Source organism: Lysinibacillus sp. NPDC093190, from assembly GCF_050280425.1.
Lineage (GTDB): Bacteria > Bacillota > Bacilli > Bacillales_A > Planococcaceae > Lysinibacillus.
Genome location: NZ_JBNNVG010000013.1, coordinates 18,639 through 37,097, shown reverse-complemented (window position 1 = coordinate 37,097; position 18,459 = coordinate 18,639). Strand labels below are relative to the sequence as shown.

Sequence of the window (18,459 nt, the reverse complement as noted above, 5' to 3'; positions counted from 1 at the left end):
TGGTACAGTTGAAATATATAAAGAGAGTGGTGTTAGCCTTGAGCAATTCACCTGTATACGGGGGACAAGCACAATTAGAGGGTGTAATGTTCGGAGGAAAGGAACATACGATTACCGCTATTCGCCGTAATGATGATTCCATTGATTATTATCATTTTAAAAAAGTTCAAAACCCTATTTTACAAAAGCTTAAAAAAATTCCATTGGTACGAGGCGTTGTAGCACTGATTGAATCAGCTGGTTTAGGATCTCGCCATATGCAATTTTCAGGGGACCGTTACGACGTTACACCTGGCGAAGAAGAAGATCATAAAGAGGAAGGCTCGAGACTTCAAATGATTTTAGGAGTTGCAGTTGTAGGTATTCTTTCCTTTTTATTTGGTAAATTTGCCTTTACATTAATTCCTGTATTTATTGCAGATTTTTTCTCTAAATGGATAGAGGGCAAAACCGGTCAAATTTTACTCGAAAGCGGCATTAAGCTATTTTTACTACTTACCTATTTATATTTTATATCTTTAACTCCGCTAATTAAACGAGTATTCCAATATCATGGTGCAGAACATAAAGTTATAAATTGCTATGAAGCTGGTATGGACGTAACAGTGGAAAATGTGCAAGCACAATCACGCTTACACTATCGTTGTGGTAGTAGTTTTATGCTGTTCACTGTGTTTGTAGGCATGTTTTTATATTTCTTCGTGCCAACTGACCCACTTTGGTTACGCATTTTGGACCGTATTCTATTAATTCCAGTTGTACTTGGTATATCATTTGAGGTTCTTCAGGCTACAAATGCATGTCGTAATATTCCCGTGTTACGCTTCCTTGGCTATCCAGGCTTATGGCTACAATTACTGACAACACGTGAGCCTAAAGATGAGCAAGTAGAAGTAGCCATCGCATCCTTCAATATGCTACTTCAAGTCGAACAGCAACCAGAGATCGCAGCTACTTTGAATCATGACTAAAAATCAATTGTGCCTCGGCGTAATTGCGTTCGGAATCGGAAAGAAGTTAAAGGGCAAGTCCAACTGATGCATTTAGTTGGACTTGCCCTTTTTAGGTTATTTTACAATGGCTGTACAGAGATTATTTGTTGCTTTGCTTTCTCGTACTCTGCTTCCAATGTTATGAGTATTTCACGAATGGACTCCCGCTTGACAATATTGGTAATACCATGTCCGGCTGACCAAATATCTCGCCATGCCTTAACATTCACGAGATGTGTTAAATCAACATCCTCTCTTGGCTTCAATGTCGCTGGATCAATGCCTTCCTTCAATAAAGATGGAATTAACACATTCACACGGACGCCACTAAAAGCATCGGTGTATAAAATATCCGAGGTATCACTGTCAATCACCATATTTTTGTACTCCTCAGGTGCATTTCCTTCATCACAAGCTAAAAAACGTGTACCCATATAGGCATAGTCTGCTCCCATTATTTGAGTAGCTAATACGTCTGCACCGCTAGAGATGGAGCCTGATAAAATGATTGTCCCCGTAAAGAATTTCTTTACCGCAGATACAAAGCCAAATGGGTTCAGTTGCCCTCCATGCCCACCAGCACCTGCACAAACAAGGATTAGTCCATCTACACCCGTTGTAGCAGACTTTTTAGCATGCTTGACGTTCGCAACATCTGCATAGACCTTCCCTCCATAGCCATGCACAATGTCTATAACTCTCTTTGGATTGCCTAGTGAAGTAATGACAATTGGTGGCTGGAATTGTTCAATTAACTGTAAATCTTCCTCAAATCGTGTATTCGCTACAGGATGACATATTAAGTTGACTGCCCATTGCTCAGTCGGTAGTGCTTTTTTTATTTCTTCAAGCCACTCAGCACATGTTGAAGCGGGTCTTGCATTTAATAATGGAAAAGATCCGATAGCCCCTGCTCTACTAGCTTCAATAACCATCTTAGGGTTAGAAACTAAAAACATCGGTGCTACTATAATTGGTAAACTAGACATACACTCTCCCCCTTTATACTTAATTATTTCGAGAGATTTCCTGAAAATCCTACTAAAAAAATTTAATTTTAGTGCTGACCCCGCATCTTACGTTGAAATAACAGAGACTCATCTCCCCTCTCAAAGGTAGGGGACTTCCGTAGCTGGGGTTTGTCTAAATGAAGATAAAAAAAGTGCCTATCCGTCTTGTTAACGAGATAGATGGTTACTTTGAAATAAAGTTCGATCAAAAATACCCCACAACCAGTATTTTACGATAAATAAAAAGAATCCATTTTGAACAAAGACAGATCAAAATGGATTCTTACCCAGAAGAATTAAATATCAGTTTTATAAAAAAGTTTGATCATTTTCTACCTGCTTCCTTCACAATCGCGTCCTTTAATGGAATATCATATTATTTTTATTATGTGGTTTTGTTGAAGAACATTGCTTAAGCGTAATTCAACATAAGCACCCGTTTGTGGCAAGATAATCCGTATAGCCAATTTTTAATGACGGTTATGGGTAGAGTAAATCCGTTAGACGTGATCTAATTCGAATACGTCAACGTGAAGGAAGTGATTTAGCGAAAAAGGAGGTGAAATACCGTGGAAGAATTAAAAAGAATCACCATAAGCATTCCGGGATTAACTATGCAGTGGCGGAGTCGGCTTAAATCAGTTTTTTTGATGTGATTTTGTAGAGGAAAATTAAGAAAAAACTTGGATAGTTTTACCAAGTTCTTTAATATTGCACAAAAACAGACACGAAGATATAATTATATTACAATCGCTATCTATCGAATGCGCACAATTATCCTATTTTATAATTTAATTATATCGCACCGGTAAGCTCTTGTCAAATATTTTTTCTCAATAAAATGGTTAGGAGAGATGTAGAATGAGTTCTTTGGTTCTTGGTTTTCAGGAAATGGATAACACACAGCTTTTGCTCGTTGGTGGAAAAGGGTTAAATTTAGGGGAATTATCAAAAATTGAAGGAATACAAGTACCAGAAGGGTTTTGTGTTACAACAGTGGGTTATCAAAAAGCCATCGAACAAAACGAAACGTTTCAAGTATTGTTGGATCAACTATCAACGCTAAAAGTAAATGATCGAGATCAAATTGGTGAAATCAGCAGGAAAATTCGACAAATCATTATGGAAGTAGAAATTCCTTGCGATGTTGTAACAGCAGTTGCTCACACACTCTCTCAGTTTGGTGATGACCATGCTTATGCAGTGCGTTCTAGTGCGACTGCTGAAGATTTACCAGATGCCTCTTTTGCCGGTCAACAAGACACTTATTTAAATATCATCGGCAAAGAAGCAATCTTGCAGCATATTCGCAAATGTTGGGCTTCCCTATTTACGGATCGCGCGGTAATCTACCGTATGCAAAATGGATTTGACCACAGTCAAGTGTATTTATCCGTTATCATACAACGGATGGTTTTCCCACAGGCATCAGGGATTTTATTTACCGCTGATCCGATTACTTCTAACCGAAAGCTGCTATCAATCAATGCCAGTTTTGGACTCGGAGAAGCACTGGTCTCTGGCTTGGTTTCTGCCGATTGTTATAAAGTACAGGAAGATAAAATCGTCGATAAGATGATAGCGACCAAGAAATTAGCTATCTATGGCCTAAAAGGAGGAGGAACAGAGACACAACAGATCAATCCGGATCAGCAAAAGACACAAACACTTACTGATCAACAGATTTTACAACTAGCATGCATCGGAAGACAGATCGAAGCTTATTTTGGTTGCCCACAAGATATCGAATGGTGTTTGGTTGATGATACATTTTATATTGTTCAGAGTCGCCCAATCACGACTCTTTTCCCCATCCCTGAAGTGAATGATCAAGAAAACCACATCTATATATCTGTCGGTCATCAACAAATGATGACAGATTCCATGAAACCATTGGGATTGTCTTTTTTCCTGTTAACGACTTCTGCGCCCATGCGTAAAGCAGGCGGAAGGTTGTTTGTTGATGTCACGCATCAACTGGCTTCACTGGTCAGTAGAAACAATTTATTAAATGCTATGGGACAACACGATCCACTCATGAAAGACGCACTCATGAACATCATTGAGCGTGGAGATTTTATAAAATCGTTACCTAATGATATTAAAGCACCGAGCCCCAACAGAGGCAATACAGATACGCTAGCACAAATCGAAAACAATCCATCAATCGTTTCTGAATTGATTAAGCGTAATCAAACATCCATAGAAGAGTTAAAACAAAACATCCAAGCGAAATCAGGAATAGATTTATTTGATTTTATTTTAGAAGATATTCAGGAATTAAAGAAGTTTTTATCTGACCCACAAAGTTCTGCTGTATTTATGGCTGCTATAAATGCTTCAATATGGATCAATGAAAAAATGAACGAGTGGTTAGGTGAAAAAAACGTAGCAGACACGCTTTCTCAATCTGTACCAAACAATATTACTTCGGAAATGGGTCTAGCACTTTTGGATGTCGCAGATGTGATTCGTCCTTATCCAGAAGTAATTGTATATTTACAACATGCAAAAGATGATAACTTTTTGGATGAACTAGTTAAGATTGATGGTGGACAGGAAGCTAGAGACGCTTTCTATGTTTTTCTCAACAAATATGGAATGCGATGTGCTGGAGAAATCGATATTACGAAAACTCGTTGGAGTGAAAAACCAATTACACTTGTTCCCATGATTCTTAATAATATCAAAAACTTGCAGCCTAATGCCAGCACTCGAAAATTTGAGCAAGGGCGACGAGAAGCTTTGAAAAAAGAACAAGAATTATTAGAGCGCGTGAAGCGATTACCAGATGGTGAACAAAAAGCCAAAGAAACAAAACGAATGATCGACCTAATTCGGAATTTCATCGGCTATCGTGAATATCCTAAATACGGCATGATTAATCGCTACTTCGTTTATAAGCAGGCTTTACTGAAAGAAGCCGAACAACTCGTACAAACCAACGTTATTCATGAAAAAGAAGATATATACTATCTCACTTTTGAAGAACTTCGCGAAATCGTACACACAAATAAGCTAGATTACCAGATCATCAGCGAACGAAAAGACGAGTACAAATTATATGAAAAACTTACTCCCCCACGTGTTATCACGTCTGATGGTGAAATCATTGTAGGTGAATACAAACGAGAAAATCTCCCAGCCAAAGCTATTGTAGGGCTACCTGTTTCTTCCGGAGTTATAGAGGGACGGGCTCGTGTCATCTTAAACATGGAAGATGCTGATTTAGAAGATGGAGATATATTAGTCACACCCTTTACTGACCCTAGCTGGACACCATTGTTTGTATCCATAAAAGGTCTAGTCACCGAAGTTGGTGGACTGATGACCCATGGAGCAGTTATTGCGCGTGAATATGGCTTACCAGCAGTTGTTGGGGTGGAAAATGCCATCAAACTGATAAAAGATGGGCAACGAATTCGCGTACATGGAACAGCAGGGTATATTGAAATATTGTAATAACTAAATATGTTAAGTAAGAGCCTCTGTCTTAACGGACGGCAATCGGCTTTGTGCTTAGGCCTAAGCCCCCCCTCAAAGGTGGGATACTTCCGTAGCTAGGCATTTGTCTAAATGAAGATAAAAAAGTGCCTATCCGTCTTTTTGACGAGATAGACACTTTTTCATTATTTTATAGGCCACATTTTAACTGTGCAGCACAGTTTGTACAAGTATTACAGCCACCGATTTCCTCTACAGTTCCTTTGCGGCATACAGGGCAAGTATTCCCTACATCCGAACCGATAACTGTTGTCGATTCTAATGCTTGAATCGTATCTACTAATACAACCGGACGCTTCGTTGGTACTTCTACTAATTCTTCCTCGAATGATAGTTGATCCATATCATTTTCTTCAGCTTTTAGTGTCAGTACTTGTGAATCACGGCTACCATCTACATAGACCGTACCACCTTTAGCGCCGCCTTTATATAAGCGCTCGTATACTTGTTCAACTTGTTGTACTGTATAACCTTTTGGTGCGTTTACAGTTTTTGAAATAGATGAATCAATCCATTTTTGGATGATACATTGTACATCAGCATGTGCCTCTGGTTTTAACTCCATCGCCGTAACGAACCAGTCAGGAAGTTCATTCTCATTAGCTTCTGGATGACGTTCTAAATACTCTTGTACGATTTCTGCTTTTACCTCGATGAATTTACCTAGACGACCTGAGCGGTAATATGTGAACGAGAAGTATGGCTCAAGACCAGTTGCCACGCCAACCATCGTACCAGTAGAACCAGTTGGAGCTACTGTCAGTAAATGCGAGTTACGAATGCCTGTTGCTAAAATTTGCTCTTTAATGTGTGCAGGCATCTTTTGCATAAAGCCTGTTTCAGTAAATGCTTTACGTAAGCGTGCAGTCTCTTGCTCTGTTGCTCCTACAAGGAATGGGAAGCTGCCGCGTTCTTTTGCAAGCTCTGTTGACGCCTCATAAGCAGTCTCAGCAATCGTTTTAAAGATTTCATCAACTAGCTCGTTGCCCGCTTTTGAGCCATATTCTTTCTCACAATAAATTAATAAGTCCGCTAAGCCCATTACACCTAAGCCAACACGACGCTCACCAAGAGCTTGTACACGGTTTTCTTCTAAGAAGTATGGTGTAGCATCAATAACATTATCTTGCATACGAACACCAACACGAACTGTTTCACGTAGTGCTTCGTAATCAATTGTTTGATCTTCCTTATTCGCAAACTGCGCTAAGTTCACAGCTGCTAAGTTACACACAGAATATGGTGCAAGTGGTTGTTCCCCACACGGATTTGTCGCTACAACGCTTTGACCATAAGCTTTTGCGTTTGTCATGTCATTGGCGTTGTCGATGAAGAAAATACCTGGCTCTGCAGAGTACGTTGCACAAACGTTGATTAAATTCCATAATTCCTTCGCTTTAATCGTGCGGTAAGTGCGTACTTTATAGCCCATTTTCTCCCATTCGCGCACATCTCCAACTTTATGCCATTCACTGTTGTAAATAGCCATCTCTTCTTTTGTATATTCTTCAACAGCTGGGAAACGAAGCTCAAAGTCAGCGTCATTTTCTACAGCTTGCATAAATTCTTTTGTTAATGTTACAGAAATATTTGCACCAGTTAAAAACTCTTGATTGTGAACAGTATAAGTACCACCATCACGAAGTTTGTTTTCTGCTTCACGAATAATAGCCGTATCAAAACCGCCTAAGCCTTCGATACCTTTATAGTTAACAATCCCTTGATACATAGCTTCCTCTTGAGATGAAAGAGGCTTAAAGTTTAATTTTTCTTTCGCTAAACGAATTATTGATTTATCCGTTGTATTTTCGATTAGATATCGTAGAATACGTGGATTTTGCATTTTCGAAATAATAAATTCCACGATATCAGGATGCCAATCTGCCAGCATAATCATCTGTGCTCCCATTTTTTTGTTACAGAAAAATAATGAATTTAATCTTTCTGGTATGGTCATTTCTGCCATACTCTTATGCTTTCACATAAGATCAGACTATATCATCAAAGAATACTGTTCTTTGTCTCGTGCCTCATAAGAGCGTTACCGCATCATATGATTTACTCCTTTCATACTTTGCCAAGCTTAGAAAGTTTCAATAGTCGTTGAACGTTCATCTACGTTTCCATAGATGCTTCGCTGCTGATTGCCCAATCTTTTCTTTTTTCAAAGCATTCACGCCTAGCTTTGCAGCTTACGTTGTAGCAAAAAAAGCTCTCAGGGTGTTCCAGCAATTCACGAGATTACGTCGCCGAGTCTTAACGACGCGAGCCACCTTGTTCAACAAGATGAGTCAGTTTCGCAATATCATCTAACCATGAAACGGAACCAGATGATTTACCATTTACACCACGTGCTAAAGTGTTACGCGGACGTAATGTTGAACCATTTGTCCCTACACCACCACCGCGGCTCATAATTTCCATTACTTGCTTACGGTGATCACTTATTCCTTCACGTGAATCTGCTACAAATGGCATGACGTAACAGTTGAAGAACGTTACATCTGTTTCAGATCCTGCTCCGTAAATAACTCGTCCAGCTGGAATGAATTTTAATGATACTAACTGCTCATAAAACTTCTCAAACCATTCTTGGCGTTTCTCTGGTGTTTTTTCAACACCAGCAAGTCCTGTTGCATTTCTCTTTGCGATTTGTTCATAAAATATTTCAAGAGGCTTTTCTAGCACGTCAATTGAACGCGTAATCACACCCGTTTCTTGCTCTTTCGGATCATCTAAAGCACTACGGTAATCTTCCTCAATCAAAATTTCTGCTGTTTTCGTAGACATATCAAGCTTTTGGATTGTCCCTAAACCACGTGCAGGGAATTTTGGATCTGACTTCACTGTTAATACGACGAAATCACCGGCTTTTAACGTTTTCTTCTCCGTATCCTTAAACGAGTATCGATCGATCATCACAAGTCTTGATACACCTTTATGCGTAATGTGCATATCAGGCGTTACAGGATGCACCTGTGGAAATTGTTCAATATCTTTGTTTAACTGTTCAAATTTGTTTACTTCGGGTTGATGATTTGTAAGTACCATCGTTTTGCCTCCCTTGTTTTCTGCATTACAATAATAAATACACAATATCATGTGTCGTCAAACACTACATATTGTGTATGTTTCTTTAAAAAAGATACTATATATAGTTTTTTAATTCAACACTTGCAATTTCGAATAGAATCCGAACTGCTTGTTATTACAAGGGTTGAACGATAAAAAATTATTTTTCTTATACCATCTTTTATTTTTTGAAGTTCCAATCATCACATGCATATTTTTTTTCTTCCAGTGCATGTACATATTCTAATTGCTCCTCAGAAAGTGTAAATGGTTTTAAATCAATTTGCAACGATTTTGCAAAACCATCTCTAAAAGCTGTCACACATTGTTCAATAGTCACTGGTTCTTTAACAAGGTTATTGATAGCAACCGCTTTCTCTGGCATCTTTCTACGCATACGGTCCTTCGCCTCTTCACTCGAAAAATTGAAGACAGACAATAATTTTTCTTGATCTAAATCTAGTAAAATGGCTCCGTGCTGTAAAATAACACCTTTTTGACGAGTTTGTGCACTACCAGCTACTTTTTTACCTTCTACAACAAGCTCATACCAGCTTGGCGCATCAAAGCAAACTGCGCTTTTTGGTTTCTTTAAGTCTGCTCTTTGTTCTTCTGTATCAGGTACACTAAAATAAGCATCCATACCTAGATTATGAAAACCTTGCAATATACCTTCACTTAACACTCTATATGCCTCTGTCACTGATTCAGGCATATCTGGATAGCTTTCTGAAACAATGACGCTATATGTCAATTCATGTTCATGTAAAACAGCTCTACCACCTGTTGGACGACGAACAAAGCCTAGTCCTTGTTCTCGTACCGCTTCTAGATTGATATCTCTTTTCGCTTGTTGAAAATAGCCAATCGAAAGAGTTGCTGGCTCCCACTCATAAAAACGAATGACTGGTGGAATTAAACCTTCACTATGCCAATCAAGTAATGCCTCATCTAAAGCCATATTAAAAGAAGGGCTACATTTCCCTGAATTTAGAAAATACCAAGTTGTCATATTTTCATCTCCTACAAATATTTAATTGAACATTAGCTAATGTGTACAAAAATAAGTCTCATCACCATAACGTGGGGTTGATTCCGTTCCGGCTGGGCGCTTTCCTGGGGGCGTCCGATGAGCCGCTTAGCTTCGCTTCAGGGTCTCATTTGTGACGCTGATCCCCAAGGAGTCGCCCTGCCTTCACTCCAATCAACCTATATATGGCATACGTTTTAAAATGTCATCCTACTCTAGGTGATGAGCAAAAAACAATACTTCTCAAAATTTTGACACTCTGCGTTTAGTTCTATTCTTTATTGAAGTAATCATCCACCCAAGTCTATGAATGTAGTGGAATGATTCTGTGACCTTTCACCAATAACATCCATAAATATAGATAGATTAATTCTAGCCACAATCTAATTTATTTTATCAAACTCATTGGACTATCGCTAGCGCATCTTTTATAATAATAAAGAAGATAGAAAGGGGTAAGAAATTTTGTTGAACATACTTATCACAATCGGTGTTATTTTAGTAGTTGTAATTGCATATATCGGCATCAATGCCCTACGACTAAAAAAAGCCGTAACAAACCTAACACAAGAACAATTTATTGAAGGCTATCGTAAAGCACAGCTTATCGACGTACGTGAACAGAAAGAATTTGATGCTGGTCATATCCTTGGTGCACGCAATGTTCCTTCAACTACTCTACGTCAACGTCACAAAGAAATTCGCCCAGATTTACCAGTATATTTATACTGTCAAAATACAGGCCGTAGCTCGCGTGCTGCTCTATTTCTTAAAAAACGTGGCTACAACCAAATTTACCAACTTCAAGGCGGCTTCCGTACTTGGACAGGTAAAATAAAGTCAAAAAAACAAAATTAAAAAATCGATAAGACATTAGTGACTAATATAAATAAATCTACTCATGGAAACAAAGTAAATTTATTTATATTTACCTATATCGTTTTGTTTTAACTTCTTTCAGCAAATGTCTTTTGTAGCGAAAGCGAAGCGACAGGTCCAGATGTCTCCCACCTCTATAGATGGTGAGATGAATGCAGGTATAAGTTACTTTTCAGCGGGTGTCCAAACATCCGCTGAAATAGAGGAACTCCGTCTAAGAACGCCACGTCCTGTGGCAACGACTGAGTGACCAACATCATGCAGCTGTCGCTACGTTAGCACTACGCTTTCGCGCAAAAAACATCTGTTGGCCCAAAGCCTCCGGCGGATGTCACCGAAATCGGAAAGGAGTTAATAAAGGATGTTAGCCTAGAATCATCGCATCCATGCGATAACGGCTAACTGACCTGCATCATGCAGGCCTAAGCACAAAGCCGATTCCGGACGCAATTATGCCGAGGCATAATTGATACAAAAAGAACCATCTCACTATGAGATGGTTTCTTTTTTGCAAAAAATTCTGAGTTTCTACTATATTATATATTGTTTAACGTCTGACAAGTTAGTTGGAGTAAGATAAAGCAACGAGAGGTAATATGTCCTCATATTCACATTTCTTTGCCAAAATGCTAGCCGCTTCCCACGCTAGTTCCAATAGTTCACCTCTTTTAACACCGTATACTATAAATTAAATATTATCCTTAAATTAACATATGTCTAAAAATACTATTTTTCGTAAAGTATTTACCTAGACGCGCTCCAATCTTCTTTTTTTCTGAAAATGACTGAAATTTATCCTTGAATAATTAAGTAGGCACTGATAGGATGTATAATATCTTAAAACAATGTCATACAGACATACAATACAAGCTATGAATGCTATGGATAACACTATAGCAGGAGCAGTTCTGGAGAGAGCGCATTTTGCGTCGCCGAAGGGTTCACTATCTCAGGCAAAAGGACAGAAGAGTAATATCAACTTTCATCATGAAAGCTATACCACACGAATGTTTTCTTTTTACCTACAACATCCGCAATCGGTATTTGTTATTCTGTCGTTTACGAGACTAGTGTCACTACTAGTCTCTTTTTTATTTTCCAGTCATAGTTTTTACGTATCTTTGAGGGGGATCAACGTGGAACAACAACAATTAAAACGTGATTTAAAAAATCGCCATGTACAGCTCATAGCGATTGGCGGAACAATAGGTACTGGTTTATTTTTAGGCTCAGGTAAAGCCATTGCTTTAGCGGGACCTTCCATCATCTTTGCCTATCTAATTGTCGGAACCGCCTTATTTTTTGTTATGCGGGCATTAGGCGAACTATTATTATCAAATGCTGGCTATACATCATTTACTGATTTTGCGTCCGAATACATAGGCCCTTGGGCAGGTTACATTACCGGCTGGACATACTGGTTCTGCTGGATTATGACCGCTATGGCAGATATTATTGCTGTCGGCGTTTATACACATTATTGGTTTGATTTACCTCAATGGGTGCCTGCAATTGGCTGTTTAGTACTGTTATTAATTTTGAATTTATTGACTGTAAAACTATTTGGCGAACTAGAATTTTGGTTTGCCCTTATAAAAGTCATCACCATTGTTGCGCTGATTATCATTGGACTAATCATGTTATTTACAGGCTTTCAAACAAGCTCTGGCACAGTTTCTGTTGAAAATCTTTGGGCACATGGTGGGTTATTCCCGAACGGCCTAAACGGTTTCCTAATGGCATTCCAAATGGTTGTTTTCGCCTTTGTTGGTGTCGAATTAGTAGGAGTTTCTGCTGCAGAAACGGCCAATCCTAGGAAAAATATTCCTTCTGCCATTAACAAAATTCCATTACGTATTTTATTATTCTACGTAGGAGCATTATTTGTTATTTTATGTATTAATCCTTGGTCTGAAATGTCTGCCTCAAGTAGTCCATTTGTACAAGTATTTACACTAGCTGGAATTCCAATTGCTGCAGGCATTATTAATTTTGTCGTTCTAACATCTGCTGCTTCGGCCGGGAATAGTGGTTTATTTTCTACAAGCCGCATGCTTTTTAATCTTGGAAACAACAAGCAAGCTTCGCCAACGTTTGCAAAGCTCAATAAAAACAGTGTGCCAAGCAACGCACTCATTGTTTCTGCAGTTGTTGTATCCGCCGGCGCATTACTAAGTAAATTAATGCCTGAAAACGCCTTTAGTGTTGTTACAACGATTAGTGCTATTTGCTTTATTTGGGTGTGGAGTATTATATTAATCTCTCATATCATCTATAAACGTAAAAATCGTGCACTTCATGAAGCATCGATTTTCAAGGCACCTTTTACTCCGTTCGTGAACTATTTAGTACTTGCCTTCTTTGCATTTCTATTAGTAGTGATGTTCATTTCAGAGGCAACACGTACCGCATTACTGTTAACGCCAATTTGGTTTATTCTGCTACTAATTATTTATAAAATGAAAAGAAAGAAACCAATACGCTAAGGTGAGTTGTCCTGGATAGTGACACTTTTAAAGAAAGTGAATCTATTCAGGACTTTTTTATTGCCAATTAACGGTATAATCACCCCGAGGAGTCGCCCAGCCTCCACTCCAATCAACTTATATACATTGCATGTGGTTTCATAAATATCATCCATTAAATTCAGGATCAACTAATTTATTAGAACAAATGTATTGATTGAATCGATAATTAGAATACGCTGATTTCTTCCGCAACGTGCTACTCGCTTTTGGACAGATAATCTTAATCGGTCGATAATAACTCTATATTTTCCTAAATCAACAAAACTAGAGAATTTAGAAAGTACACGATCAATGAGATACCCACTAAAAGATAGCACGATGATGTGGGTTCTCGTAGACAAATCTATGTACACACAAATTCAATTAGGATATAAAATATATATTGAATATGATGGTACCCTACTAGTATCATTACCGCCAATTATAGCTAATGTTGAATCTGTAGAAATTGTCTCCAAAAATAAATAAAATCACTAAAAAGAGGTTGGGACATAACTAAATGGTTCCTTCGAAAAGTCGAATAATTTCTAAATTAACAAAACACAATAAATAGAAAAACCGAACTATTCCGAAACACTTCATAAGCGTTTCATTGAATAGTTCGGTATTTTTGTTGGCTGAAACACTTCTGTCCCAGCCTCTTCATATTGATTAAAAAATATTCATATTCCACTCGGTAGCGATATGCTTTAGTAAATTCACTCCGGCTACACTGTTCCCGATGGCATCAATAGCTGGTCCATAAATACCAATGCCGCAGCCAGCAGGAAAAGGTGAATCTAAGCCTGCGTGACTTGGCACAGCCGCCAAAATTGCTCCAGAGACACCACTTTTAGCGGGTAACCCGATAAATGCAGCAAATTTACCAGAAGCATTATACATACCGCAAGTAACCATCAATGCCTTCGCTAATTTCGCTACTTGCTTTGGAAAAATTTGTGTTTTCAATAAAGGATGATAGCCATCATTGGCGATTACTAAACCAATCATCGCTAAATCCGAAACATTTACTTCTATAGCACATTGTTTCAAATAAACCTCCAATGCCTCTTCTACAGAGCAGTCTAAAAAGCCAGAATCCATTAAATAATAGGCTAATGAACGGTTTCTGTTTGCAGTTTGCCATTCAGATTGATAAACCTCTTCATTAACCTTTAATTCCTTTCCAACCATTTGTTCTAAAAATTGAAGGATTTTTGCAACCTTCTCTTGTGGAGAATTTCCGTCAAGCATAGAGGATACTGTAATCGCTCCTGCATTAATCATTGGATTAAAAGGTTTTCCAGGCTGATGGCTTTCTAGACGAATAATTGAATTGAAAGTGTCACCTGTAGGTTCAACATCTACTCGTTCTAAAACATAAGGTAATCCCCGTTCCATACACGCTAAAATAAATGTAACAACTTTTGAAACACTTTGCAGAGTAAATAGTTCAGTTGTCTCTCCGGCTTTCATTTCATCATTATTAGTACCAATAATCGAAATCGCTAATTGATTTGGATCTTTTTCCGCTAAAGCGGGAATATAGCTTGCACATTGCCCCCCTTTAGCATAAGGACGAAACTGTTTCACCCATTCTGCCACAAGGTGATTATTATGATTGATATGTTCTGTCGGCATTTTGTGATCTCCTTTCAAAAAACGGCATTTTTACGCCATAACTACTCAATAAGTACACTTTTAAAATTATTAATAGGCAAAAACAGAGCCTCCATAGTTTACCCTATGAAGACTCTATTTGGTATAACTTTTTCAATTATGCCTCGGCATAATTGCGTCCGGAATCGGCTTTGTGCTTGCACAAAGAACTCCACGTTGATAAATCTCTTGTATTTCATGCTTTTTAGGTGCTCTAACTAAGTAAGTCACCTCTGCATATGGTTGAACGACATTTGGAGATGATCCTCCTATGTTTGTAACCGCATAATGCACGCGCGCTTCTGGAATGATACGCACACATAAATAGTTTACCCCAACATTCATGAGTTCAACTGCATCTAATGCACTTCTTCCTAGATGTGGTGCTGCTGCATGTGCATTTTTTCCTGTAAACTTAAAAGTAGCTGTATAGTTTGCTAGAGAGCTGCAAGTCATAACAGATGTAAAAGTACCAGGATGCCACGATAGTGCAATATCAACATCATCGAAAATACCAGCCTTCACCTCTTCGCTTTCGCACAGAAAATAATTTGTTGCCCCGACGCGCTCAGTCACGGAAATCAACCACTCGTATTGCAATTAGGACACCTTAATTTCATTGACACAACAGTTTTTCAACAACATGAAACCCCGAATAAATCTCGTTATCCGGAGTTTTGGTTTAAACTATTTTTTATAAATCGTTTGCATACATTTGCTTATATAAAATTTCTAATTTTTTCGAGAGCTTACCATAGGCAGTTTGCCAAGCTTTACGAGCTGCTGCGTTATCGTCTGTCGAAGGTACATACAGAGCATGAACCTCTGCTACCTTTTTCAAATCACTCTCGGCCTGTGTTAGCTTAGAATAATTTTTCACGACGCTCTTTTCAGAAGCACTAAGACCATCATACGCTGTACGGATTTCTTTTACTTTCGTCTCCAAGTCATCAATATATTCACCATTTACAAGTAGTGAATTAATTGATTCAACTAATTTCAAAGCAATTTCATTAGACTGTTGTTGATCTTTATCCTTATCGATAATAGCTTGTCGTATTTCTGGACTAACTAAACTCATTTGTTTTGATGTCAGTTTTGCAAAAGCTTTGATGACAGTCGTTGGGCTACTAATAAATGATTTTTCATACGTCTTCATAAAGGATTCTACTTTTTTCACATCAGAAACTGCTGTTGTTAAGATGGAAGCATTCGTAATACGTTTTTTATCACTAGAGCTCAGCTTATTATATTGAGTTGAAAGCTCATTAATTTTTCCCATTGAAACTGTATACGTATCATTTGAGACAATTTTTGCAATTTCATTATTTAACTTTGTGATATCTGGTGCATTCCCATCTTCTAAACGATGATTGAGCAAATCTTCATATTGCTGTTTAGCTAAATACTGTTGATTTGCAGGTAGCTTTGCATAAGCAGTTTGCACTGTTTGAATTTTTTTCGCTTGTTTCGTAGCATCTGTTTCTTCTCGTGCGGTTTGCACTTTTTTATGGAATGACTTAACACCGGAAAGATCTTTACTAGCCGCTGTTAATAAATAATAGTTTGTTACGTACTTTCGTCCAGCGGAAGATATGTTTTTATATTTTGTTGTTGCTGCATTAACAGCACTTTCGAATTGTGCAAATGTATACTTCGTTACATCAGCAAGCTTATCAACATCAGCCTTTAAAGCCAATGCAGCAGCTTTATCAGCAGGTTCCTTGCCATTTAAATCAACTGTAACATTCGGTGTATTTAATAAAAAATCGTTTGCATTATATACAAGTGATTGTTGTAGACTAGTTAACTTATTATATGCTTTCAATACATTAGTATAGTTAGTTTTCAACTTACTTTCAGCTACCCCTGGTGTTTCTGAAAGCTTTTGGTAAGCGTCCATGTCCTTAATAATTTTTTCAGCTGCTTTAAAATCCTTTTGTAAAGTTACAATGCTATCATATCCGACAATTTTAGCCGCTGAATTTTTCGTTAAGCCCTTATATTCATTAATAATACGATTTACATTATTAACATGACTTTGCCAAGTAGTTACTGACGGATCTATTGGGTAACTATCATCCGCATCGCCTACATAATTGTCAATCTCGATATTTAATCTGTCAATTTGACTGTTTTCTGCTTCTTCTGCTTGAAGTAATGTATTCAAATATTTTGCTGGTACAAGTTGAAGTTGTTTATAAGTTAACTTTTCATAAGATGTACGTATTGATTTTGCTGTAGTCACCTGTTTGCTCGGTGAATCATTTTGTGACAGCTTATCGAAAAGTTTAATAAATTGTTCAACCTTTTTAATATCCGACTTAGCATCACTTAAAATTGTTTGATTTTGAACAGTTGCTCGGTAATTTTGAGATAATTTTGCGATATCCTTTTCAATTGTTTCAACTGCTGTTTGTAAAGATTCTATGCTAGTAGGTACATACTTCGCAAAGGAATTTTCATATGCTAACAATGCAACAATTACCTGATTTAGTCTTCTAACTTCTTTAAATTCTTCGATATCTGTAGGATCTTTCAAAATGTTTTTAATGCTATTGTATAAGGCATCATTTAGATCTAAGCTACGTTGTAATAAATCAAACTTATCATAGGCCTCTTCAATTTCTTTTAAATATTTTGACAGATCTTTTTCATTAACTTCATTAACCTTATCTACTTTCTCATTTAACTTGCTTACTAACTCTACATCAGCTACTGCTCTTTTTAATACATCATAATTTGTCACATTGGCCTTCGCCGCAGTTGATAGTGCCTGATATTTACTTTCTAATACAGTTACTTCTGCCTTAAAAGATTCTAGACTTGTCATATTATATTTGCTGTCATTTAATAGTAAAGTTTTAATTTCATCAATCATTGAATCAGAAGGTTCATTAGATACTGATATCACATCAGAAACATCAGATTCTACGAAAGAAGATCCTACCTTTGCCTTTACTTTAACAATGATGTCTTTCATGCCTTTTTCTAAAGCATCTTTAGGAATTCTGTATGTGTCGTTAGTAGCTCCATCAATTATTGTGAAGGATTCACCAACTTTATAAAACCATTGATAGCTATATGTAATTTGACTGCTATTTAATTTTGCTCCTGCATCATCGGTTACAATTGCCCCTCCTACTTGTACCAATTCACCAGGTACTGCATAGTTTGAACTACTATCAATTCTAGGTGCAGTTATTGAAAGATTTAGTTCTTTAATCGAACGGGATTCACTCTTATACTTTTCACCTTTCGTTGTAGTCGCTTCCACGAAAACTGCCTTCCCTGCCGCTTCTACTGGTATTGTAAATGACGCTGATGTTGCACCAGAGATTGGTTTATTCGTTGAATCGTTGGAACCATCTACATAGTACCACTGATAACCATTGACAATCGAATTTGCTGGTAAGTTTTCGATAGACGCTTTTAAAGTTTCATTTACTATATTTTGTCCTGTGACGGAAACTGTATTGGCACCCGCAGCTCCTGCAACTGTTGGTACAATAAGTGCTGCTGGAATAGCTGCTGCTGTGAAAAGTAATTTTTTATTCAAATTTTCATACCTCCTCTATCATCTATTAAATTATATCGGCTACATTTTTAATAATTCTCTTCATTTTATTAAATAATTCTAAAACGTGTATTTCCTCCCTATTTTAATATGCTAAATAATAATATTTTGATTTCATCTAATTTTTATACAACTTAAGTTTTTCAGTTCATATTTTTATTTTAGACATCTTAGAACAAAGAGATTGGGAGTCTGGGATTTTAAAAAATGCAATTTATGAAGATATTTA

The 18,459-nt window shown here is 37.5% G+C and carries 9 protein-coding genes, 4 pseudogenes and 1 riboswitch; of the genes and pseudogenes, 6 read left to right on the top strand and 7 right to left on the bottom strand.

Going from position 1 to position 18,459, the window contains the following annotated elements:
* Window positions 1-38: 38 nt before the first annotated feature.
* Window positions 39-971 (top strand): DUF1385 domain-containing protein, encoded by a 933-nt coding sequence (locus ACQKOF_RS11940; protein WP_427557062.1) that lies wholly within the window; start codon window positions 39-41, stop codon window positions 969-971.
* A 101-nt stretch (window positions 972-1,072) separates the two neighbouring features.
* On the opposite strand, the gene ACQKOF_RS11935 is transcribed toward ACQKOF_RS11940, so the two are convergent.
* Entirely contained in the window at window positions 1,073-1,981 is a 909-nt protein-coding gene (locus ACQKOF_RS11935) for an NAD(P)H-dependent flavin oxidoreductase (RefSeq protein ID WP_427557059.1), read from the bottom strand.
* Between the two features lie 461 nt (window positions 1,982-2,442).
* Between ACQKOF_RS11935 and ACQKOF_RS11930 the strand changes: the two are divergent.
* Together ACQKOF_RS11930 and ppsA are read left to right on the top strand one after the other, a co-directional pair.
* A pseudogene (locus tag ACQKOF_RS11930) lies at window positions 2,443-2,624 on the top strand (recombinase family protein); the annotation flags it as partial.
* 239 nt (window positions 2,625-2,863) lie between these two features.
* Window positions 2,864-5,464 (top strand): phosphoenolpyruvate synthase, encoded by a 2,601-nt coding sequence (gene ppsA / locus ACQKOF_RS11925; RefSeq protein WP_427557056.1) that lies wholly within the window; start codon window positions 2,864-2,866, stop codon window positions 5,462-5,464.
* Between the two features lie 172 nt (window positions 5,465-5,636).
* On the opposite strand, the pseudogene ACQKOF_RS11920 reads toward ppsA, so the two are convergent.
* From ACQKOF_RS11920 to ACQKOF_RS11910, 3 genes and pseudogenes are all read right to left on the bottom strand, one after another.
* A pseudogene (locus ACQKOF_RS11920) lies at window positions 5,637-7,418 on the bottom strand (vitamin B12-dependent ribonucleotide reductase); the annotation flags it as partial.
* Window positions 7,419-7,765: 347 nt separating this feature from the next.
* Window positions 7,766-8,557, bottom strand: a pseudogene (locus tag ACQKOF_RS11915) (ribonucleotide reductase N-terminal alpha domain-containing protein); the annotation flags it as partial.
* A 202-nt stretch (window positions 8,558-8,759) separates the two neighbouring features.
* Window positions 8,760-9,590, bottom strand: coding sequence for a lipoate--protein ligase family protein (locus tag ACQKOF_RS11910; protein WP_337989567.1), 831 nt, complete (start codon window positions 9,588-9,590; stop codon window positions 8,760-8,762).
* A 486-nt stretch (window positions 9,591-10,076) separates the two neighbouring features.
* On the opposite strand from ACQKOF_RS11910, the gene ACQKOF_RS11905 reads away from it, so the two are divergent.
* From ACQKOF_RS11905 to ACQKOF_RS11895, 3 genes are all read left to right on the top strand, one after another.
* On the top strand, window positions 10,077-10,466 hold the full coding sequence (locus ACQKOF_RS11905; protein WP_132357268.1) for a rhodanese-like domain-containing protein: 390 nt from the start codon (window positions 10,077-10,079) through the stop codon (window positions 10,464-10,466).
* A gap of 919 nt (window positions 10,467-11,385) precedes the next feature.
* A riboswitch (glycine riboswitch) is annotated at window positions 11,386-11,462 on the top strand.
* A 161-nt stretch (window positions 11,463-11,623) separates the two neighbouring features.
* Window positions 11,624-12,973 (top strand): amino acid permease, encoded by a 1,350-nt coding sequence (locus ACQKOF_RS11900; RefSeq protein WP_427557053.1) that lies wholly within the window; start codon window positions 11,624-11,626, stop codon window positions 12,971-12,973.
* Window positions 12,974-13,306: 333 nt separating this feature from the next.
* Complete coding sequence (locus tag ACQKOF_RS11895; RefSeq protein WP_427557051.1) at window positions 13,307-13,483, top strand: hypothetical protein; 177 nt, start codon at window positions 13,307-13,309, stop codon at window positions 13,481-13,483.
* A 183-nt stretch (window positions 13,484-13,666) separates the two neighbouring features.
* Here the strand turns inward: ACQKOF_RS11895 and ACQKOF_RS11890 are convergent, their stop codons facing one another.
* The 3 genes and pseudogenes from ACQKOF_RS11890 to ACQKOF_RS11880 form a co-directional block, all read right to left on the bottom strand.
* Window positions 13,667-14,635: a glutaminase gene (locus ACQKOF_RS11890; protein WP_427557048.1), complete on the bottom strand. Its 969-nt coding sequence runs from the start codon at window positions 14,633-14,635 to the stop codon at window positions 13,667-13,669.
* A 192-nt stretch (window positions 14,636-14,827) separates the two neighbouring features.
* Window positions 14,828-15,214 (bottom strand): annotated as a pseudogene (locus ACQKOF_RS11885) (peptidase dimerization domain-containing protein); the annotation flags it as partial.
* Between the two features lie 133 nt (window positions 15,215-15,347).
* Complete coding sequence (locus tag ACQKOF_RS11880; protein ID WP_427557046.1) at window positions 15,348-18,212, bottom strand: hypothetical protein; 2,865 nt, start codon at window positions 18,210-18,212, stop codon at window positions 15,348-15,350.
* Window positions 18,213-18,459 lie beyond the last annotated feature (247 nt).

Excerpts from the sequence above, each read along its gene's own strand:
- ACQKOF_RS11935 (WP_427557059.1), bottom strand. The coding sequence starts at position 1,981 with ATGTCTAGTTTACCAATTATAGTAGCACCGATGTTTTTAGTTTCTAAC.
- ppsA (WP_427557056.1), top strand. The coding sequence starts at position 2,864 with ATGAGTTCTTTGGTTCTTGGTTTTCAGGAAATGGATAACACACAGCTT.
- ACQKOF_RS11910 (WP_337989567.1), bottom strand. The coding sequence starts at position 9,590 with ATGACAACTTGGTATTTTCTAAATTCAGGGAAATGTAGCCCTTCTTTT.
- ACQKOF_RS11895 (WP_427557051.1), top strand. The coding sequence starts at position 13,307 with ATGAGATACCCACTAAAAGATAGCACGATGATGTGGGTTCTCGTAGAC.
- ACQKOF_RS11890 (WP_427557048.1), bottom strand. The coding sequence starts at position 14,635 with ATGCCGACAGAACATATCAATCATAATAATCACCTTGTGGCAGAATGG.